At 73.5% G+C, this 21275-nt stretch carries 14 protein-coding genes and 1 pseudogene; 9 read left to right on the plus strand and 6 right to left on the minus strand.

The window, feature by feature from the left end:
- The first annotated feature begins 75 nt into the window (after positions 1–75).
- Positions 76–822 (plus strand): SDR family NAD(P)-dependent oxidoreductase, encoded by a 747-nt coding sequence (locus ABD292_RS46620; protein ID WP_344219490.1) that lies wholly within the window; start codon positions 76–78, stop codon positions 820–822.
- Positions 823–915: 93 nt separating this feature from the next.
- Here ABD292_RS46620 and ABD292_RS46625 read toward each other — a convergent pair whose 3' ends face one another.
- Both ABD292_RS46625 and ABD292_RS46630 read right to left on the minus strand, forming a co-directional pair.
- Positions 916–7257 carry a PKD domain-containing protein gene (locus ABD292_RS46625; protein WP_344219492.1) on the minus strand — a complete coding sequence of 2114 codons (6342 nt, stop codon included), beginning with the start codon at positions 7255–7257 and terminating at the stop codon, positions 916–918.
- Between the two features lie 509 nt (positions 7258–7766).
- Positions 7767–8756, minus strand: coding sequence for a BtrH N-terminal domain-containing protein (locus tag ABD292_RS46630; protein WP_344219494.1), 990 nt, complete (start codon positions 8754–8756; stop codon positions 7767–7769).
- A gap of 81 nt (positions 8757–8837) precedes the next feature.
- On the opposite strand from ABD292_RS46630, the gene ABD292_RS46635 reads away from it, so the two are divergent.
- Positions 8838–9761: an NADP-dependent oxidoreductase gene (locus ABD292_RS46635; protein ID WP_344219496.1), complete on the plus strand. Its 924-nt coding sequence runs from the start codon at positions 8838–8840 to the stop codon at positions 9759–9761.
- Positions 9762–9795: 34 nt separating this feature from the next.
- Here ABD292_RS46635 and secD read toward each other — a convergent pair whose 3' ends face one another.
- Together secD and ABD292_RS46645 are read right to left on the minus strand one after the other, a co-directional pair.
- Entirely contained in the window at positions 9796–12063 is a 2268-nt protein-coding gene (secD, locus tag ABD292_RS46640; RefSeq protein ID WP_344219498.1) for a protein translocase subunit SecD, read from the minus strand.
- 39 nt (positions 12064–12102) lie between these two features.
- Positions 12103–12483, minus strand: a complete 381-nt coding sequence (locus ABD292_RS46645; protein ID WP_344219500.1) for a hypothetical protein — start codon at positions 12481–12483, stop codon at positions 12103–12105.
- 139 nt (positions 12484–12622) lie between these two features.
- Here ABD292_RS46645 and ABD292_RS46650 point away from each other — a divergent pair, with 139 nt between their 5' ends.
- From ABD292_RS46650 to ABD292_RS46670, 5 genes are all read left to right on the plus strand, one after another.
- On the plus strand, positions 12623–13006 hold the full coding sequence (locus tag ABD292_RS46650; protein ID WP_344219502.1) for a hypothetical protein: 384 nt from the start codon (positions 12623–12625) through the stop codon (positions 13004–13006).
- Positions 13007–13274: 268 nt separating this feature from the next.
- Positions 13275–14027: a rod shape-determining protein gene (locus tag ABD292_RS46655; RefSeq protein ID WP_344219504.1), complete on the plus strand. Its 753-nt coding sequence runs from the start codon at positions 13275–13277 to the stop codon at positions 14025–14027.
- Positions 14028–14066: 39 nt separating this feature from the next.
- Positions 14067–14411, plus strand: a complete 345-nt coding sequence (locus tag ABD292_RS46660) for a TraR/DksA family transcriptional regulator (RefSeq protein WP_344219506.1) — start codon at positions 14067–14069, stop codon at positions 14409–14411.
- A gap of 40 nt (positions 14412–14451) precedes the next feature.
- A complete protein-coding gene (locus ABD292_RS46665) occupies positions 14452–16047 on the plus strand; it encodes a helix-turn-helix domain-containing protein (protein ID WP_344219508.1) in 1596 nt (531 codons plus the stop codon).
- Positions 16048–16176: 129 nt separating this feature from the next.
- A complete protein-coding gene (locus ABD292_RS46670; RefSeq protein ID WP_344219510.1) occupies positions 16177–17421 on the plus strand; it encodes an NAD(P)/FAD-dependent oxidoreductase in 1245 nt (414 codons plus the stop codon).
- Positions 17422–17432: 11 nt separating this feature from the next.
- Here ABD292_RS46670 and ABD292_RS46675 read toward each other — a convergent pair whose 3' ends face one another.
- A complete protein-coding gene (locus ABD292_RS46675) occupies positions 17433–18095 on the minus strand; it encodes a response regulator (protein WP_344219512.1) in 663 nt (220 codons plus the stop codon).
- A gap of 4 nt (positions 18096–18099) precedes the next feature.
- Positions 18100–19149 (minus strand): HAMP domain-containing sensor histidine kinase, encoded by a 1050-nt coding sequence (locus tag ABD292_RS46680; protein ID WP_344219514.1) that lies wholly within the window; start codon positions 19147–19149, stop codon positions 18100–18102.
- Between the two features lie 204 nt (positions 19150–19353).
- On the opposite strand from ABD292_RS46680, the gene ABD292_RS46685 reads away from it, so the two are divergent.
- Together ABD292_RS46685 and ABD292_RS49145 are read left to right on the plus strand one after the other, a co-directional pair.
- On the plus strand, positions 19354–19629 hold the full coding sequence (locus ABD292_RS46685; RefSeq protein ID WP_344219516.1) for a cation:proton antiporter regulatory subunit: 276 nt from the start codon (positions 19354–19356) through the stop codon (positions 19627–19629).
- Between the two features lie 194 nt (positions 19630–19823).
- A pseudogene (locus ABD292_RS49145) lies at positions 19824–21062 on the plus strand (proton-conducting transporter transmembrane domain-containing protein); the annotation flags it as partial.
- Between the last annotated feature and the right edge of the window lie 213 nt (positions 21063–21275).

The raw sequence follows: 21275 nt of genomic DNA on the forward strand, positions 1-21275 counted from the left end.
GCCCGGCTTTCCCGTCCCGGCACCACCGTAGGAACCAGCCTCCCGCGAGCGGACCGGGAGAAAGGCAGCAGCAGCATGAACGGACTCACAGGCAAGGTCGCGCTGGTCACCGGTGGATCGCGCGGCATCGGCGCGGCGACGGCCCGCACGCTCGCCGGCGACGGCGCGGACGTGGCCGTCAGCTACACGACCTCGGCCGGCAAGGCCGAGGCGGTGGTGGGCGAGCTCCAGGCCAAGGGCGTGCGCGCGGCGGCGTTCAGGGCCGACCAGGCCGACCCTCGCCAGGTGGAGACACTGATCGGCGCGGTCGTGGAGCGCTTCGGCCGGCTCGACATCCTGGTGAACAACGCCGCCGTCTTCGTGCTGGGCCCGGTCGACGGGCCCGCCGGCGACGCCGCCGCGTACGCCCACCAGGAGGCGGTCAACTACAGCGGCGTGGTCGCGACCATCCGCGCCGCGACCAGGGTGATGGAGGACGGCGGCCGGATCATCACGGTCGGCTCCGTGGTCAGCGTGCGCGCCGGATGGCCGGGCGTCGCGGACTACGCCACCACCAAGGGCGCCGCGGCGGCCTACACCAGGGGGGTGGCGCGGGACCTCGCGCCCAGGGGCATCACCGCCAACGTCGTCCAGGTCGGCTGCGCCGACACCGACATGAACCCCGCCGACGGCGTGTACGCGCCCGGGTTCCTCCCGGGCATCGCCCTCGGCCGTTACGCCCGCCCCGAGGAGATCGCGGCCCCGATCGCGTTCCTCGCCGGTCCCTCCGCCTCCTACATCACCGGGGCCGTACTCAACGTCGACGGCGGCTTTCTCGCATAGGCGAGGACGCTGCGGCGCGGCCCTCACCACATCACGAAGACCCCGGCGGGTTCGCCCGCCGGGGTCTTCGTGGTTTCCGAGAGTCGCGATGTGTCAGTTCCGGCCGCTGATCCGGATGATGCCGGTCACGGTAGGCGGCGGGCCGGTGCGCTGGTTGTCGTAGACCAGCTCGCCGTTCTTGCGCCACGCCCTGAGCCTGAGCTGGTCGGTGCGGTCGAACGGCTTGCCGGAGTCGACGGCTGTGATCTCGAACGTGACGTCCGTGGTGCCGTTGACTCTCCCGCTGCCGCGCACGATCGCCTTGCCGCCCCCGGCCGCGAGGACCGTGAAGGCGGTGTCGCGGAGATGGAACCCGGGAGCCTGGTAGCTCAGCTCGCCGGCGAGCGTGGTCGTCTTGCGCGGGTAACCGGCGGCGACGGCGAACGCCGCCGCGCCCGCCCTGTCGCAGGCGGAACTCAGCTTGCAGGAGCCGCCCGGCGAGGCCACCACCCCCGCGCCCACCAGCGAGCCGGCCGGGTCGTACACGATCACGTACGCCTTGTCGCCCCCGGCGGTGTCCACCGTGGTGGTGGCGCCGTCGTCGTCGGTGACCGTCACCGCGATCGGGTGACGCCCGGCCTTGGTGAAGGTGTGCGTACGGGTGACCGTGCCCTTGCCCTCGTGCTCGGCCACCGCCGCGTCCACCGTCTGGCCGTCGACGGTCCACGTGGCCGTGTGGGTGTCGGCGGTGCCCTGGTCGGTGAAGGACGCCTTCAGCGCGATCGGGGCGCCCACCGCGACGACGGCGCCGGTGGCCGGTTCCTCCAGTTTCACCTCGGGGGCGGCGTTGGCGGCCTTGACCTTCAGCTGCGCGGTGCCGGTGGCGCCCTTGTCGTCGGTGACCGTCACCGTGACCGTGCGCTCGCCGTCGTCGGCGAACACGTGCTTCAGCCCGAGCTGCTTGCCCTCCACGGGCAGCGCCTGGGGTCCGGTGCCGTCGCCGTGGTCGACGCTCGCGCTCCAGGCGGCCGAGTCCGGGTCGGTGACGGTCGCCTCACCGGTCCACGCTGCCCCCTCCGTGATCGTGCCGGGCCCGGACAGCTTCACCTGAGGGGCCTGGTTCGGCGTCTGCGCGGGGACGACGGTGGCGGTGAAGGCCGCCGAGGTCTGCAGACCGCCGTCGTCGCGCACCGTCACCGTGACCGGGTAGGTCCCGGCCGTGGCCCACTGGTGCTCCAGGGTGATCTCCTGCCCGTCGGGGGTCACCGGCACCGCGCCGTCGCCGTAGTCCACCGTCGCCGTCCAGGAGGTGGAATCGGGGTCGGAGAAGGACACCGTCCGGTGCAGCTTCTCGTTCATCGTCAGCTTCACGTCTCCGCCCACGGTCACCACCGGCGCGGTGTTGGCGGCCGGTTCGTCGTCGATGACGTAGTCGATGCCGCCGCTGTCGGTTCTGTCGCCCTTGCTGTCGACGACTCCGATCATCGCGATGCCCACGAACGGTTCGTCGAAGGTCCTGGTCGCGGTGACGGTGCCGCCACCACCACCGGCCTTCGGGGTCACCTGGGCCTTGACGACGGATCCGTCGCCCCACTCCACCACCGCGGTATGGGTGTCGGTGGTGTCGGCGTCGGTGAACGGCACGCTCAGGGTGAACGGCTTGCCCACCTCACCCCGCAGCGGGGTCGTGGTGTCCGGGGTCTCGACGACGGGGGCGTTGTTGGCCACGATGCCCTGGCCGGACAGGGTCACCACGTAGGCCGGCTGGCCGCCGTCGGTGGTGATGGTGAGTTTCCCGCTCGCCGCTCCCACGTGGGTCGGAGCGAACGTCACCCCCATCGTGCACTTGTGCGCCGGCTCAAGCCGCACCGGGCAGTCGTTGGTCTGCCGGAAGGGGCCCTCGGTGGCGACGGCCGTGACGGGCATGGACTCGCCGCCGCGGTTGGTCAACGTCACCTCCACCGGGTATGCGCTGGTCGCGCCCACCCGGACGGGATCGGCGAAGTTGATCCCGGAGCGGTTCAGCGCGTGCAGGACCGTGGCCGTGGCCTCGGCCTGGTTGTCACCGAGCTCGGGGTCGGTGACCGCGAGGCTGGAGGCGCGGGCCCGCGTCGCGAGTGCGGTGCCTTCGGCGGTGCCGGAGGGGATCGTGGCGGTCACCGTGACGGTGGCGCTCCAGCCCGGCTCCAGGACCTTGACCGCGTCGCGGAATCCGCCGCCGCCCTTGAGAGCGGTGCACAGGCCCCGTGAGGTCTCGCACGCCGCCGTCCCCGCGGCCGGAGGGACGAGCACGTCCAGCCGGACGTCGGTCGCGGGATCGGGCCCCTTGTTCGTCACCGTGCTGGTCCACGTGACGGTCGCACCCGGACCGGGCTCGGCCGACGAGACCGTGTGGGTCACCTTCAGATCCGCACGGGCGGTGGACGGAGTCAGCAGGAACGACCGCTCCTCCCGGCCGGACTCCCCGCTGAGGACGCCCCGCGCCAGGATCTGGCCCGAGGAGTTGACGTCCCACACCGACGTCACGGTCATGCACGGGTCGTTCAGATGGGCACACTTCGGCAGGGGAAGCAGGTCCTCCAGGTTGTAACGCCGCCCGTCCAGCCAAAGGGTCGGTATGTCGGTCTTCGGCGCACCGGTGAAGCCGGCCACCAGACCATGGTCGTTGACGGCCAGGGCTATGCCTTCGCCGAGGTCCGTGCGCTGACCGTCCTTCCAGGCATAGGCGTGCGTGGTGCTCCCCTCACGCGTGCTGCAGGTCGCCTGGCCGACCACCAGGCCCGTGGCGTTGACGTCGTGCGCGCTGCCGCTCTGGTACTCGCACTCCGGAAGCTCGAGCGGCGTGGTCACGCCGTTCTGGAAGAGGGCAGGTTGCCACCTCACGGGGATGCCGAGGCCGTCCCGTGCCGTCACGTACGCGCCCGCGACGGCGCCCTTGCCGTTGATGCGGTCGCTCCCGCCCTGGAGGGCGGAATACGCCCCGTACGGCGGCGTCGCCGGCAATTGCTTGGCGGTCCCGTTGGTCCACATCACATGGTCGGCATTCCTGTTCCACCTGTCCGTCCAGCCGAACACCTGACCACTGTCGTTCAGGTCCGCGGCTCCGCTGTTGGGCGACGAGTCGTGCCCCGGATGCAGGTCCGTGACCGAACCGCCGCGATAGACCACCGCATGCCGCCAGGACCCGTCGTTCTCCCACTGGTGAGCCCAGCCGGACACGTCGCCGGCCTCGTTGATGCCCGTGGCGCCCGACGGGCAGCGGGCCTTGCCCGAACCCTCACACGACAGGCCGCCCAGGTCGGTGAACACGCCGGCCTCCCAGCGCACAGCCCGGTCGTCCTCGTGCCCGATATAGCTCTCCACCGTGGCGGCGACCTGGCCACGGTCGTTGAGCGCGACCGCCTTGGTCTGATCGGCCTTGTAGCCGGGCAACGCGCCCAGTTCGGTCACCGCGTACGACCCGAACTTGGCCACCACCGTGTGGGCGCGGTCCATGGTGATCGTCAGCGTCCCGGGGGGCCGCTCCCTGCCGTCGACGATCCATCCCAGTGGGATGCGCCCGGCCTCGGCGGTGGCGGTCACCGTCACCACAGTCCCGGCGCGATAGGCATCCCGCGCCGGCGACGCGGTCACCGAGCCCCCCGGCTGCGCCGACAGCTCCAGCTCGAACTCGCGCGTGTCGACCTTCTGGATCTTGACGGCGTCCTGCGCGGTGCGCATGCCGGCGGGCGTGCCGGCCCGGACGCCGACGCTGTACCCGCCGTCCGGGAGCGCGTCGGTCGTGGCGCCGTAGACACCGTCGCCGGCCGCGCCGTCGTCGCTTCCTCCGTCGTCCTTCAGGATCACCTCGTGGCGGCCGGAGTCCTCGTCCATCAGGACGGCCCGCACGTCGGCCCCGGCGACCGGCTTCCCGTCATCGGTGACGGTGGCCTTCACCTGCGCGCGGCCGTCTTCCGACGACTGCCGGGACTCGACCGTCACCTTCACCGGGTTCCCCGCGACCCAGGCGGCCAGGGCCGCCTCGACCGGCCCTGCGGCCGTGTTCGTGATCTCCAGCTTCCACTGGCCCGCCGTCGGCCTGGAAACGCTCAGCCCCTGGATGGGCTGCTCGGCGTCCTCGCTGCCGGCGTCGTAGCGCGCGGCCGGCTTCCCGGACGGGTCGCGCAGCAGCAGCCCGACGGTCGGCGGCAACGCTCCGGTGACCCCGAACCCCGTGCCCGCCGGGACCTCCAGCGGCACGGTCGCCGTCGTGCCCGCCTCCACCCTGACCGAGGGCGCGGCGAACGTCGAAGCCGCACCGGCGCCGGCCTCCGTCCCGGACCGCGCGGCGACGCCCTTGCGCAGCGACTCCACGCCACCCGGATTGCCGGTGTTCACCAGCGTCGACGAGAGCCGCGGGACGACGTAGTCGTGGAAGTCCGGCCACGATTCGGTCATTTCCGTGTGAGCGGTCTGGGTGTAGGGGATGTCGGTGTAGGTGAACTGGGCGCTCGACTCCGGGACGTACCGGTCGCCGTCCTCGCCGTCCTGCCAGGGGAGGTAACAGGGCACGGGCCGGCCCACGCCCACGAGGTTGGAGGCCGTGACTCCCTTGAGGTCGTTGACCTTGCGATTGAAGATCTCGTCCACGTACGGCACGCTCACCTGCTGCGTGGCCGGCATGAAGGGGACGGGATAGTTCCACAACGCCAGATCCATGAGCCTGTCCGCACAGGGCGACCCCCTGTTGGGGGTGCCGAGCTGGATCATCCGGCTCACCACCGGCTTGCCGTCCGGCGAGTCGGGCATCTCGGTCTGGATGTACTGCCGGGTGATCAATCCGCCCATGGAGTGGGCGACGACATCGACGTGGAAAGCGCCCGTCCCCCTGCGCAGGGCCTCGATGTAGACCGCCTCCTGCACGGCGTTGTCCCTGAGGGTCCCGGTGCGTTCAAGGGGGTTCGACGCGTTACCGGTGTGAAGTTCGCCGGGAATTCTCCCGTCGCCGACCGCGTACCCCTCCAGCAGGGGACTCACTTTCTTCATGAGCGCCGGATAGGTGCCCCATGCCTTTTGCGCGTCACTCATGTAGCCGTGCACCAGGGCCACGGGTTTGGGCCGGACCGTGTAAGGTTCGGTGCGTCTGTCGTGAACGAAGCCACCGGCGACGAGCGTCGCGGTCACTCTTCGCGATGAATTCACCTGGCCCTTGTGCCAGGCGAAGCCCGCGGTGTCCCAGATCACCTCTTCCGTGACGGACTCTCGAGGATCGAGGATCTCGTCGATCTCCCCGCCGGGCAGAGTCTTTCCGGACACCTCCTCGACCAGGCGAAGCCGTGTGGACACGGGGCGGTCACCGGGGTTGAAGATCGAGACGGAGACGCGGACCCGGTTGCCGTCGATCGTCTCCGCCTCCGGCACCTCGACCCACTCCTCGGACGGGTAGATCTGCGTCGCGAAGGTGAGCGAGTGGATGACGGGGTCGGCGTCCCCGAGGTCGAGCAGGAAGGCGTGGTCGAGGCTGTCTCCCGGAGGTATCCCGACGCCGGTGATCTGGCCGAGGTCGTTGATGTCGGTGGCCCTCTTCAGGGTCCAGCCCGGCACCAGGGTGTGCAGGTAGATTCCGACATTGTTCTCGAACAGGCCGGCATGGAGCCAGCCCTGCTTGTCATACATCCTTCCCACGCCGGTGCCGGTGTTGTTGATCGCATCCACCATGCCGCCGAAGGGTGTGTCCATCGGCTGAGCCCTGCCGTTCTCGTCCCAGATGAGGGGGACGTAACCGCCGTTCTCGTCCGTCCCGTAGCCGGCGACCTGACCGCGGTCGTTGATGTCGAAGGCCACGGTGGAGTCCTTGTACTCCAAGCGGTCCCGCCTGACGTCGATGGGCTCGCCGGGCCTGGTGCGAAAGGCGCGGTACTTCTTGTCGTACTTGTCGGTGTTCGTGTCCATGCCGCCGGCAACCTGCCCGCGCTCGTTCAGCGAGGAGGCATCCACCCTCTGGTCTTTGTACGCCGAGAGTCTCAGTACGGAGCCGTCCGGGTCGCGGATCCAGTCGGGGCCGACGACCTGCCCCTTGTTGTTGACGGCCCTGGCCAGGCCCGGTTCGATGCGGGTGGCCTTGCCGTCCTTGAAGAGGAAGGACGGACGGCCGTCGAAGGTGCCGACCACGGTGCCGTCGTCGTTGACGTCCATGGCGACGCTGGAGCGCACGTCGGCGCCGAGGCTCGCGTGGACGTCGACGACGGATCCGGCGCTGTACAGGGCGGCTCTGCCGCCCCCGTTGGTGGGCTCCCAGGGAGCCGCGGCGACCTCGCCTTTGTTGTTCATCGCCGTGACGACGCCCAGGTTGCTGTTGAGGGGGCCGAGGTCGATGATCCTGGCTTTGGAGGCGGTGTGCGCCGCCTCGCTCGTGGGGGACGGTGACGGCGCGGGCGCGGCGACCGCGGACGGGGGCAGGGCGAGGGGACCGAGCAACGCGATGATCGCGGTAAGCGTTATCCGACTTGCGCGAGCACGGCTGAGCGACCAGGTCAAGGAAGACTCTCCGAAGCTGCTGCCACGCGCCGGGCGCGGCATGGGACGAGGACGGTGCGCGCATCCCTGGGGCCAGGTGGGCCACGACCGGCCGGTTCTCCAGGAGGAGGACGAGCGTGTCCCGCCCTTCTGGGACTGTTGGGGTGAGAGTGGCGCATCGCCCTTGTGGATCGCCTGATCCGCTTGGATGGCCTCGGTCCGGCTTGCCGCGCAGGTCACAGACATGTCCGAAGTCGCGGGAACCCGGGCACGACCCTGCGCGACCCGGCCCTGCTCACACAGCCGCAGCACCCTCAGGCCGCGGCGGCGCCGCCCCGGCCGGCCAGGGCGTCGCGTGCGCCGGGAAGGCCGGAAGCGACGGTACCGCGCGTCATGTCCGCCTTCGGCAGGCCGCCGGTGCTGGTGGCGCTGCCGGTACTGCTGCTGGGACGCACGGGCGGGACACGGCCTCAGCGGCCGGCCTGTGACAGTGCCGTCATGGCGTCGTGTTCGATGCGGGCGAGGTCGCGCAGGAGCGCGGCGGCCTGGTCCAGCGGGCCGGTGTCGCCGCTCTCCCCCGCCTTGGTGATCAGCGCGGCCACGTCCGTCCACAGGCCCGCAGCGGAGGCGTACAGGTCGTGCCCGGTGCGGAGGCGGGCGTCGTCGGTCAGCAGGACGCACTCGCCCAGGAAGTCGCGGTAGAGGGCGCGGAACAGCGCCCCGCCGGTGCCGGCCCCCTCCATGAGCAGGGCGGCGTGCGGAAGGTCCTGTCGCGGGTCGGCGGCGCGCCGCAGCCAGCCGGGCACCCGCTCGGCCGTCTTGGCGATGCCGCGGTGGCCCAGGTTCGCGATGGGGGCGGCGAGGAAGGCGTCCGCGCACTGCCTGACGGCGGGGAGGATCTGGTCCTGCCAGCGCGGGGGACGCGCGGGCAGGGCGAGGGTGAAGGAGCGGTTCCTCGCGGTCATCGGGCCGCGTTCGGCCCGCGCCCGCGCCAGGCTCTCCCTGCCGGTGCGCACCGCGCCCCCCTGCTGCCCGGTGTCCACCAGGTAGGCGTCGTGCTCGTCGTAGCCGTACATGGCGACGACGTGGCCGCCGAAGTGCACCTTCGTCCGGAAGTAGTCCAGGTGGTAGGAGTCGAGCTGGAGGCCGACCGGCCGGCCCGCGTCGATGACGGCCGCCGCGTTCTCCCACGCCTTGCGCGGCGAGGTCGTCTCCTTGACCTCCAGCGCCAGCCCCAGCCTGGCGGCCAGGTTTCTGGTGAGTTCGAAGGGTTTCACCCGCCCCGCGAGGAACGGGAACGGCATCCCCTTGCCGTCCCAGTAGAGGAAGGAAAGGCCGGAGCCGAGCCCGAACAGCATCGGCTCGCTCAGGTCGAGCCCTTCGTGCCGCAGCAACACCCCGAGCGTCGTCGTCTCGCAGTGGTGCGTGCCACGGGCTTCGATGTCCTGCAGGATGGTCATGTCTCTCCTTGGCGCTCAGCGGTAGCTTGGGGTCTCCCACGGGGGGAGAGTCCAACCGCGCCGCCCGGAGGAGGAGGACCCATGCGGGCCGTCACCGTACGAGATCGATCGGCTGGTCCTGCGGGGCTCCGCCTCACGGAGGAGCCCTTCCCGCACGCCGCCGAGAACGACGTCATCGTCCGCGTGCACGCCGCCGGCTTCACCCGCGGCGAGCTCGACTGGCCGGCGACGTGGCAGGACCGGGCGGGCCGCGACCGCACGCCGAGCGTGCCGGGGCACGACGTGTCCGGGGTCGTGGCCGAGCTGGGTTACGGCACGACGGGGCTGACGGTCGGCCAGCGCGTGTTCGGGCTGACCGACTGGGCGCGCAACGGGTCGCTGGCGGAGTACGTCGCCGTGGAGGCCCGCAATCTCGCGCCGCTGCCGGCGGACGTCGAGCACACCGTGGCCGCCGCGCTGCCGGTGTCGGGGCTGACCGCGTGGCAGGGGTTGTTCGAGCACGCGCGCCTGGCCGCGGGCCAGACCGTCGTCGTCCACGGCGCCGCGGGCGCGGTCGGCTGCCTCGCGGTGCAGCTCGCGCGCGAGGCGGGCGCGCGGGTGGTCGGCACCGGCAGGGCCGGCGACGGTGATCTCGTCCGCGAGCTCGGGGCGCACGCCTTCGTCGATCTGGACGGCGGCTCCCTGGAGGAGGCCGGTCCTGCCGACGTGGTGTTCGACGTGATCGGCGGCGACGTGCTGGACCGCTCGGCCGCGCTGGTCCGTCCCGGCGGCACGCTCGTCACGATCGCCCGCCCGCCCACGGTCCGGCCGGAGGACGGCCGGGCGATCTTCTTCGTCGTCGAACCCGACCGGGCGCGGCTCGCGGACCTGGCCCGGCGGGTCCGGGACGGGCGGCTCAGCCCGGTCATCGGAGCCGTACGCCCTCTGGAGGAGGCGCCCGACGCCTTCGCGCCCGGTCGGCGCGTCCACGGCAGGACGATCATCCGGGTCGTGGAGGGCTGGTAGCCGCTCCCCCTTAGGGGAAGCGGCTACCTGGCCGCTACAGGACGGCGCCCGTGCCCTCGCGCCGGCGGGTGCGCGGCGCGGGCGGCTGGGGCGGGGGCTGCTTGCTGAAGCGCTCGAACTCGATCGCGAGCGGCCCGGCCACCAGGGACGACGACGCCGTGCCGACCACGATGCCCACGATGAGCGCGATGGCGAAGTCCCGCAGCGTGTCGCCGCCGAAGAAGGCCAGCGCGGCGAGGATGAACAGCGCGCCGAGCCCGGTGTTGACGGTACGCGGCACGGTCTGCAGGATCGCCGTGTTGACGATGCCGGCGAAGCGGCCCTGCCGCTTGCCCTGCCACAGCTCGCGGACCCGGTCGAACACCACCACCTTGTCGTTGATCGAGTATCCGATGATGGTCAGCATGGCCGCCAGGAAGACCCCGTCGATGGGCTTGCCGAGCCAGGCGAACAGGCCGAGCACGGCGAGGGTGTCCACGACGAGGGCCAGCACCGCGGCGGCGCCGAACGTCCAGCGGAACCTGAAGGCCAGGTACACGAGCTGGGCCGCGAGCGCCACGGCGAGCGCGATGAACGCGTTGCGGCGCAGCTCCTCGCCCAGGCTGGGGCCGATGAGCTCGTCGCGTTGCTTGGTCACCTCGCCGAAGCGGGACTCCAGCGCCTGCTCGATCGCGACGACGTCGTCCGCGCTGACCTGGCCGGCCCGGATCGACACGGCGTCGTCGGAGACGGTGACGCTCGCTCCCGGGTGCCCGGCCCCGGCCACGGCCTGCCGCGCCGCGTCGGCGTCCACCGCCTGGGTGGTGGTGAACTCGACCATCCGGCCGCCGGTGAACTCGATGCCGAAGTTGAGCCCGTGCGCGACGAGCCCGGCCACGGCGGCGGCGACCAGGAGCGCGGCCCCCGCCAGCCAGCGCCGCCCGGCCCCCATGAGGTACGGGTTGCGGCGCGTGATCCACGTCCTGACCCGGCCCTGCGTGGTCAGCCCGGACAGCCGGGCCAGCCGCGGCCCCGACCGGGCGACGAGCAGGTGGGTCAGGACGCGGGTGATGAGCATGGCCGAGGCGAGCGAGGCGAGGACGCCGACGGCCAGCGTGACGCCGAAGCCCCGCACCGGTCCGGAGGCCAGCCAGAACAGCAGCCCGGCGGCCAGCAGCGTGGTGATGTTGGAGTCGGCGATGGCGCTCCATGCGCCCTTGAAGCCCCGGTCGAGGGCGTGCCGCAGGCCCCGGCGCGGCGCGCGGGCGTACTCCTCGCGGGCCCGTTCGAAGACGAGCACGTTGGCGTCGACCGCCATGCCGATCGCCAGGACGAACCCGGCCAGTCCCGGCAGCGTGAGCGTCGCCCCCAGGGCGAGCAGGGCGGCGTAGGACAGCAGCCCGTAGGCGGCCAGCGCCATCGTCGCCATCAGCCCCGACAGCCGGTACATGACGGCGATGAACAGCGCGGTGAGCAGCACCCCGGCGATGCCCGCCTTGGCGCTGGCCTCGATGGCCTCGGCGCCGAGGGTGGGGCCGACGGTCCGCTGCTCGATCAGGGTGAGCGGGACGGGCAGGGAGCCGCCCTTGATCAGCACGGCGAGGTCGGTGGCCTCCTGGAAGGTGAAGGAGCCGGTGATCTGGGTGCTCCCGCCCGGGATGCCGACCCGGCAGGCGAGACCGGTGTCCACCTGCGGCGAGGAGATGATCTCGTTGTCCAGGACGATGGCGACGCGCCGCCGGGGGTCGCCGGGGGCGTGGCAGGCGGCGTCGCCGGTCAGCTTCTGCCAGGCGTCGGCGTCGCGGAAGTCGACGTTCACGGACCAGGCCGGTCCCTGCTGCGGGTCGTTGCGGGCTTCGGCGTCGGTGACGCCGTCGCCGGTGATCACGGCGGGACCGAGCCGCAGGCGCTGCCCCGACTCGTCGGGCAGGGCCGGTCCGGACTCGCCGGTGTGCGGGGCGGGCTCGCCGGCCTCACCGGACACGGAGTGGAAGGCGAGCTGGGCGGTCTTGCCGATGACGGCGGCGGCCTGGCGCGGGTCGAGCACGCCGGGCAGTTCGACGATGATGCGCCGCTCGCCGGAGCGCAGCAGGGTCGGGTCGACCACGCCGAGCGCGTCGGCACGCCGGCGCAGCACGTCGAGGGCGCGGTCGGTGGACTCGCCGTCGGCCTTGACCGTGGGCGAGTCCTGGGTCTCGAAGACGAGCTGGGTGCCGCCACGCAGGTCGAGGCCGAGGCGCGGCGAGTTCATCACCGTGAGTAGTGATGCGGTGACGACGAGAACGAGCGCCGCCACCGCGCGCCAAACGGGCGCGCGTGACATGAAAGCCTCCACGGGCTGTCGAAAAAAGGGAAAAGGACGTCAGCGCGTCGTGGAGGGCGGCGCCCGTGCCGGAGCGCGGCGACCGGCCGGCCGTGGCTCCGGGGCGGGCGCGTCGGCGGGGGCGGCCATGGGCAGCGCCCGCGGGCCGGGCTGCCCGCCGGTGGGCAGCACGGCCAGCCACAGCGGCAGCACGGCCGCCGCGCCGCGCAGCGGGTGCGGGCGCAGCAGGGCGGGCACGCCGCGGGCCTGGTGCGGCCCGAGCAGCACCAGGTCCTGGTTGTCATGGGCGGCGGGGCTGCCCCACCACCACCCGGCGGAGGCCACGGCGGTCGCCGCGGACGCGGGCGGGTGGATGCCGGGCCCGGGGCCGAGGAGGAAGGCCGACAACAGGAGCAGGACGGCGGACAGTCTGCTGCGCACGTCTCCTCCTGTCCGGGCATGAAGGGGTAAGGGTAATGAGTGGGTAAGGGGTAATGCGTGGGTATTGCGGGCCACGCTACCCGCAAGCCGCCGGGACGGGAAATGTCATTTTCCTGTGGCGTGGGCTATGGTCGGGCCTGTGAGGGGACCGTGGAGAGCATCGCGAGGGTCCATCGCGCCGACCGGCGTGATGGCCCTGGTCGTGCTGTCCTTGGTCGCCCTGTCGCTGCTGCCCTCGGGCGTCCTCGGCTGGGCGGGCGGCTCGTCCGCCGCGCAGGCGGCCGCCGCTCCCGTGTGGAGCGTGGGCGGCCTCGACGCCGACCCCGAGGGCCTGCCCCCGCAGGGCAACAACGTGTGCGAGCACCACGTGCTGTCGCTGTGGCCGCCGCTGCGCGGCGCGAGCCAGGACACGCTCGCCCATCTGGCGCTGTCGCCGTCGCCGGGCTCCGACGCGGACGCCTTCCGCGATCCGCAGCAGCTCGCGCACCGCACCGCGGGCTCGCGCAGCCCGCCGGCCGTCTAGCCGACGTCTTCCCCGACGGGCTCCACGGCCACGTACGCCGCGGAGCCTGACCGCGCGTCCACACATCCGCCCGTCGCGTCCGTCCCCGTGCCTGCGCCCACCCGGTGAAGGCGGCGGGTGCCGTCGCGCGTGCCTGTGAGGCGTTCTCCGACCGTCCGTCCCCAGGGCGGCCGGCCCCTGTGCCGGACCGCCGTTCTCCACCGACTTCGCCCAGGAGCGGATCATCGTCATGCCTGTTGTCAGTTCAGCGCCCGCCGGAATGAGCGCGGTGCGGCGTTTCCTGGCGCTCGATCTCGGCACCGCGCGCACCCGGTCACTGGCCGTGGGCGGGCACGCCATCGCCGACCGGGCGTCGGCGGTCATGGGGCGGCCGTCCGGCTCCGGCTCGCCGGACGTGGTACGGCCGCTCCGGCACGGCATGGTGGCCGATCCCGGCGCGTGCCTGCGGCTGGTCCGCCTGGTGGTGCAGGACACCCGGCTCTACGACGGCCGCCCGCCGGCGCGGGTGCTGGCCGGGGTGCCGCTCGCGGCGTCGCCGAGCGACCGCCGGGCGGTGCGGGTCGCGGTGTCCGAGGCCGCCGGCTGCGAGGTGACGCTGGTGGAGGAGCCGCTGGCGGCCGCCGTCGGCGCCGGCCTGGACGTGCTCGACCCACGGCCGTGCCTGGTGCTGGACGTCGGGGCGGGCATCGTCGAGGTCGTGGCCATCAGCGAGGGCGTCGTCGTGGACGCGGCCGCCCTGCAGCTCAGCGCCACGACCGGGCTGGGGCTGGCGGCGTACGCGCTGGAGGGCGTCGTCGACATGACGGCGGGCCTGGTGCGCAGGCTGCCGGCCGTACGCGCCCGCGGCCTGCTGGTCACCGGCGGCGGCGCGCGCGAGGACCTGCTGCTGCGCCGCCTGCGCGGCACGTTGCGGCTGCCGGTCGAGGTGGCCGCGCAGCCGCAGTACGCCACCGTCCGCGGCCTGATGCGGCTGTGCCTGCAGCCGGACCTGGCGGCGGGCCTCGCCTCCGCCGCCCACTGATCTCCAACGACGAACACGTCATCGAAGAAAGGACCCACCATGATCGAGAACGTGCTCCCGGGGGCCCACCTCAGCACCGTGCAGCTCCAGTCGCTCCGCGAGGACCTGCAGGAGCAGCTCGAACAGCGCAGCCGGCAGCTCGACGCGCTGCGCGAGCAGGAGCGCGACGGCAGCGGCGCCGACGGCACCTGGCAGGAGCTGCTCGCCTCCATCACCGCCGCCGAGCGGGCCGTCGCCGAGCTGTCGCAGGCCTACGACCGGCTGGCGGACGGCACCTACGGCCGCTGCGCCCACTGCGAGCGGGGCATCCCGTTCGAGCGGCTCAAGGTCCGCCCGCTGGCCCGCACCTGCATCGACTGCCAGCGCAGGCACGAGGCCGCGTGACCTTCGGGGGCGCGGCCCCTTCCACCCATCGGAGGTGATCATGATCACGCTGGACCGCCTGGTCAACGTGCTCGGCGGGTACGGGGTCCGGCTCTGCGGCCGCCCCGAGGCCCGTTCGGCCGTGCTGCGCAGCGTCGCCATGCCGGACGCCACGGACCGGCACGTCACCGGCGACCTGCTGCTGGCCGTCGGCGCGTCCTCGCCCGCGGAGGCGGTGCGGTGGGCGGCGGCGGCGCAGGCCACGGCGGTCCTCGTACGTCCTCCCGAGGGCGGCGGCGCCGAGCAGGACGCCGCCGCTCTCGGGGACCGGCACGGCGTGGCGGTGCTGCTGGCCGACCCCGCCGTGTCGTGGAGCCAGCTCGCCGGCGTGGTGTACGGGCTGGTCCTGGAGAGCAGGGAGACCGCCTCGGGGCGGGGCCCGACGGACCTGTTCGCCCTCGCCGACAGCCTCGCCGACGTCATCGGCGGGGCGGTCACCATCGAGGACCGGCACTCGCGGGTCCTCGCCTACTCCCGCAGCCAGCAGGCGGGCGACCCCGCCCGGCTGGCGACCATACTCGGCCGGCGCGTGCCGGAAAGGCTGCGCGAGCGGTTGCAGCGGCGCGGCGTGTTCGCCCGGCTGGCGGCGACGGACGAGCCGGTGTTCGTCGCGGCCGACGACGAGCAGGGCCTGACCGGGCGGATGGCGGTCGCCGTGCGGGCCGGGCGCGAGTTGCTCGGCTCGGTGTGGGTGAGCTGCGCGGCCCCGCTGACCGGCGAGCGGCTGCGCGCCCTCGCCGACGGCGCGCGCGTGGTGGCGCTGCACCTGCTGCGCTCGCGCGCCAGCGCCGACCTGGAGCGGCAGGTGGAGTCCGACCTGGTCGGCCGGCTGCTGGAGGGCGGCGCCGACGCGGCGACGTCGGCCAGCAGGCTCGGCCTGGCGCCGCGCGCCATGCGGGTGGTCGCCGTGCGCGCGTTCACCCCCGACGACCGTCACGCCGCGCTGCTGCTCGCCTTCGAGCAGGCCACGACCGGTTTCGGCTGGTCCAGGCCGGGCCGCAGCGCGCTGCTCGGCGACACGCTCTACACGCTCCTGCCGGGCGAGGAGGCAGAGGCGGCCCGGCAGTGGGTCAGGGATTTGCAGGCGGAGCTGCCCGCGCCGGTCCGCGTCGCGGCCGGGATCGGCGCGCCCGCCGAGGTCACGGACCTGCCTGCGGGCCGTCAGGAGGCCGACGAGTGCCTGGCGCTGCACGAGGGCGCCGGGGCGGGCGGTGGGCTGGGCTCCGGCCTGGGTGCCGGCCTGGGTGCCGGCCTGGGTTCCGTGCCGCCCGCCTACGACGAGTCCTGGGACGAGATCCTGCTGCTGCGGCTGCGCGCCGCCGCGCGCGGCGGGCGGACCCCGGCGCGCGGCCCGGTGAGCACCCTGCGCCGGCACGACACGCTGCACGGCACGCGGTTCGTCGCCACGCTGCGGGCCTGGCTGGAGAGCCAGGGCGACCTCGCCTGGACCGCCGAGCGCCTCGACGTGCATCCGAACACCGTACGCAACCGGCTGCGCAAGATGAACGAGCTCACCCCGCTGGACCTGGACGACCCCCGCCAGCGCCTGGCCATGACCATCATGCTGGCCGCGTCCGGCGACGACGACCGGCCCTGAGCCGCCCGCTCCCGTTGTGCGCGCGCCACAACGGGAGCGCCGAAATTGTCGTCCGGCCACAACGCCGCAGGTCGCCGCAGGGGCCATCCTGGCTGGGACAGCGAGAGTCGTTCTACGTCGGAGGGTGGCATGGTCGGCAACTGGCCGCGTTCGGTGATCGTGGTGGGCGCGGGCATCGTGGGCCTGTCCACCGCGTGGTTCCTGCAGGAGCGCGGTGTCCAGGTCGACGTGGTCGACCGCGGCGGCCTGGCGGCCGGCGCGTCCTGGGGCAACGCGGGCTGGATCGCGCCGGGCCTGGCCATCCCGCTGAACGAGCCGGCCGTGGTGCGTTACGGCCTGCGCTCGCTGCTCGACCCGGCCGCGCCGCTGCACGTGCCCGCGACCCTCGACCCGGGGCTGTGGACGTTCCTGACCCGCTTCGCGGCCAACAGCCGCTGGCGGTCGTGGACCCGCGCGGCCCGCGCCAACCTGCCGCTCAACGACGAGTGCGTGGAGGCGTACGAGGTGCTGGCCGGCAGCGGCGTGTCCGCGCCCGTGGTCGCGGCGCCGATCACCGCCGCGTTCCGCACCCGCGCCGAGGCCGAGGGCCTGCTGCGCGAGCTGCGCAGGCTGGAGGCGATCGGGCAGCGCGTCGAGCACGCCGTGCTGGACGGCGAGCGGCTGGCCGAGCAGGTCCCGCTCGCCGGCGAGGCGCTGACCACCGGGGTGCGGATCGACGGGCAGCGCTACGTCGACCCGGGCGCGTTCGTGCACGCCCTGGGCCGGGCCGTGATGCGGCGCGGCGCGACCGTGTACGCCGTCGAGGTCGACGACGTGCGCACCGACGGCAGGAAGGCGATCGTCAGCTCGGCCAAGGGCACGGTGCTGTCCGCCGACGCGGTGGTGCTGGCCACCGGCGCGTGGCTGCCCCGCCTGGCCGGCAAGTGGGGCGTGCGCGTCCCGCTGCGCGCGGGCCGCGGCTACTCCTTCACCGTGCCGGTCGAGCGTCCCGTCCACGGGCCGGTCTACCTGCCCGGCGTGCGCGTGGCGTGCACGCCGTACCAGGGCGGGCTGCGGGTGGCGGGCACCATGGAGTTCCGTGACCCGGACGCGCCGCAGGTGCCGGCCCGGCTGGAGGCCCTCATCGCCTCCGTACGGCCGCTGCTGCGGGGCGTGCGCCTCGACGAGCGCAGCGACACGTGGGTGGGGCCGCGCCCGGTCACCGCCGACGGCCGGCCGCTGGTCGGCGCGACGACGGCCCCCACCGTGTACGTGGCGGGCGGCCACGGCATGTGGGGCATGGCGCACGGCCCGATCACCGGGCGGCTGCTGGCCGAGCAGATCACCACGGGCAAGCAGCCCGGGGCGCTGGCCGAGTTCGACCCCCTCCGCTGACCCGGCAGGGGTCAGGGCTCGACCAGGCCCGCCCGGATGGCGTGCCTGGTCAGCTCCAGCCGGTCGCGCAGGCCGAGCTTGGCCAGGATGTTCGCCCGGTGCCGTTCGACGGTCTTGACGCTGATCACCAGGATGCCGGCGATGTCCTTGGAGGAGTGGCCCTCGGCGATGAGCTTGACGATCTCCTCCTCGCGCGGGGTGAGCACGGTGTCGGGCACCGGCTCGCCCTGCCGGTGCCGCTGGAGGTAGTCGCGGATGAGCGCGGTGATCGCCCCCGGGTAGACGAACGGCTCGCCGCGCATGGCCGCACGGCACGCCTCCAGCAGGTCGCGGTCGGCCACCGACTTGAGCACGTAGCCGCTGGCGCCGGCCTTCAGCGACTCGAAGAAGTACTGCTCGTTGTCGTACATCGAGAGCATCAGCAGCCGGACGCCGGGCGCGCGGCGGGAGATCTCGCGGGCGGCCTGGATGCCGGTCATGCGCGGCATCGCGATGTCGAGGATGGCCAGGTCGATCGGGACCTGGCCGCGGGTGGCCAGCTCGACGGCCTCGGCGCCGTCGCCCGCCTCCGCGACGACGGTCAGGTCGGGCTCGGCGTCCAGGATGAGCCGCAGCCCGTGGCGTACGAGGGCGTGGTCGTCGGCGAGCAGGATCCGGGTCGGCTGCGCTTGCATGCACTCACTCTCGCGAATCGGCGGCTTCGGGAACGGGGATGGGCACCGTGAGGCGTATGCGGGTGCCCCGCGTGGGCGCACTCTCGATGGCGAGGTCGGCGCCGATGAGCATGGCCCGCTCGCGCATGCCGCGGATGCCGGCGCCCTCGCGGATCGGGCCGCCCACGCCGTCGTCGGTGATGCGCAGCACGACGGCGCCGTCCTCGGCGCGCAGCGACAGCTCCACGCGGGTGGCGCGGGCGTGCCGGGCGATGTTGGTCAGGCACTCCTGGGCGATGCGGTAGATGACGAGCTCGGTGTCGCCGCTTACCTGCGGCAGCCGCGAGTCCAGCAGCCGGGTCACCGTCGCGCCGCTCAGCGCGGAGAAGTCGGTGGCCAGGGAGTTCATGGCGCTGATGAGCCCCAGGTCCTCCAGCGGGCCGGGCCGCAGCCGGCGGGCGACCCGCCTGACCTCGTCCAGGCTGGAGCGGACCGTCTCCTGCGCCGCGCGCAGCTCGTCGCACAGCTCCGCGGGCGCGCGGTCCACGACGCGCTTCAGGGTGAGCAGGACCGCGGTGAGACTCTGCCCGATCTCGTCGTGCAGCTCCCGCGCGATGCGCTGGCGCTCGCCCTCCTGGGCGGCGAGGGCGTGGGCGGCGCTGGAGCTGCGCTCGGCCTCCAGCCGGTCCAGCATGGCGTTGAAGGTGTCGATCAGGTTGCCGAGGTCGCCGTTGCCGCTGGAGGCGATGCGGTCGCTTGAGCGCACCAGGTCGACCCGCTCCATGAGGACGGTCAGCGCGCCGAGCGGGGCCAGGCCGGTGCGCAGCACCAGCGCGTTGGCGGTGAGCATCGCCGCGAGGCCGACGGCGAGGATCGGCAGCTCGTTCAGCAGGACCGGCGAGGACACCGTGGCCGGCGACAGCGCCAGCGCGGTCAGCCCGGTGGCGAAGACGAGCCCGTTGAACAGGAACAGGCGCCGGAACAGCGCCGACGCCGGCGAACGCGGCGCACGCGGCGGCGTCCCCCGGCGCGTCTCCCGGTGTGCCTCCTGGTTTCCGCTGGTCGGCGAGCTCATGTCTCCAGCCTCACCGACGCCGCCGGGATCTGTCCAACCAGCGGCCGCTTCCGTGGCCGGCTACATGGTGGCCACCCCCGGAAATGGGTGTTGGACCCGATGGTGCCGCCGACGGCCCGCGACGACACTGGAAGCAGGGCGGATCCGCCCACGCACGCTGCCGAGGCGGCCGCACGACCATGCGACGAAAGGAGCTGTTCAACCGTGCACATCACGCACGCTACCGTCCCGGGCGTCGGAACCGTCCACCACCTCGACACCCGGGAGGGTGACCGCCTCGCCGTCATCGTCTCCCGAACCGGGCAACACTCCCTGGTCCTGTACGACCGAGCCGATCCCGACACTCCGGCCCACACCGTGGAGCTCGACCAGCAGGAGGCCGACCAGCTCGCCGACCTGCTGCACAGCCGCCCGCTCACGGACCGGCTGAGCGAGATCGAGCGGCGCCTGGCCTCCCTCGTCCCCGAGGCCCGCCCGTAAGCCGGCAACACGTCATCTGAGGATCGGAGACCGAGGATCTACCCCGAGCGACGCCTTCCTGCCCGGATTCCGCCGCCCGCCACCGCCGCACCCGCCACCGCCACCACTGCCGCACCCGCCACCGCCGCCACTGCCGCGCCCGCCGCCGCCCTCTCGTCCGCCGGAACGCCTTTCGCCGCCCTGACGGAGCCCCCATGAGCGCACCGCCCCTGCTGCTGGGCGCGCCGGGAGCGCTCCTGCTCGTCGCCGCGCACGCGCTCGCCGCCGTGGCCGCGCCCCTCGCGGTCCGCCGGCTCGGCCGGCGGGCCCTCTACCTGCTGGCGGCGGTCCCCGCCGCGTCGCTGGCGTGGGCGCTGGCCAACACCGGCCCGATCCTCGCCGGCCGCGCCGTCGCCGGAGCTTATCCGTGGGTGCCGGGGCTCGGCCTCGAACTCGCCGTCCAGGTGGGCGCGCTCGGCTGGCTGATGATCGTGCTCGTCGGCGGGGTCGGCGCGCTGGTCCTCGCCTACAGCGCCCGCTACTTCGCCGCCGGGGACGACCGGCTCGGGCGCTTCGCCGCGCTGTTCGTCGCGTTCGCCGGCGCCATGCTCGGCCTGGTCGTCAGCGACAACCTGCTCGTGCTGTACGTGTTCTGGGAGCTGACCACCGTCCTTTCGTACCTGCTGATCGGCCATGACGCGGCCCGGCGGGCGAGCCGGGCGGCCGCGACGCAGGCCCTGCTCGTCACCACGCTCGGCGGGCTGGCGATGCTGGCCGGCTTCGTCATGCTCGGGCAGCACGCCGGGACCTACCGGTGGTCGCAGCTCGCCGGGGCGCTGCCGGACGGCGCCTATCTGACGGTGGCGCTGCTGCTCGTCCTGCTCGGCGCGCTCAGCAAGTCGGCGATCTTCCCCTTCAGCTTCTGGCTGCCCGCCGCCATGGCCGCGCCCACCCCGGTGAGCGCCTACCTGCACGCGGCGGCGATGGTGAAGGCCGGGGTGTTCCTGACCGCGCTGATGACGCCCGCGTTCGGCGAGGCGACGGCGTGGCGGGCGGTGCTGCTGGTCGCCGGCACGCTCACCATGCTCGTCGGCGGGTGGACGGCGCTGCGGCAGCACGACGCGAAGCTGCTGCTCGCCCACGGGACGGTCAGCCAGCTCGGGCTGCTCATGGCGGTGTTCGGGGCGGGGAGCCGCGACGCGGCGCTCGCGGGCACGGCGATGCTGCTGGCGCACGCGCTGTTCAAGGCCACGCTCTTCCTCGTCGTCGGCGTCGTGGACCGCTCGACCGGCACCAGGGACCTGCGCGAGCTGAGCGGCCTCGGCCGGCGTGCGCCGTGGCTGGCGGCGGTCGCCGTCCTCGCGGGGGCGACGATGGCGGGGCTGCCGCCGACGGCCGGGTTCGTCGCCAAGGAGGCGATCTTCGAGGCGCTGCTGCACGGCTCGGCGGTGGAGCGGGTCGTGCTCGGCGGACTGGTGCTCGGGTCGGCGCTCACCGTGGCGTACACGTTGCGGCTGCTCCGGGGCGTCTTCGCCACCAAGCCGGCGGTGACGCCCGCCCGGCCGCGCCGGATCGGGTGGGCCTTCGCGGGGCCGGCGGCGGTGCTGGCCGTGGCCGGGCTCGCGGTGGGCGGGTTCGCGCCGGCGGTGGACCGGATGCTGGCGGTG

This window comes from Nonomuraea bangladeshensis (assembly GCF_039529455.1).
GTDB classification, from domain to species: domain Bacteria; phylum Actinomycetota; class Actinomycetes; order Streptosporangiales; family Streptosporangiaceae; genus Nonomuraea; species Nonomuraea bangladeshensis.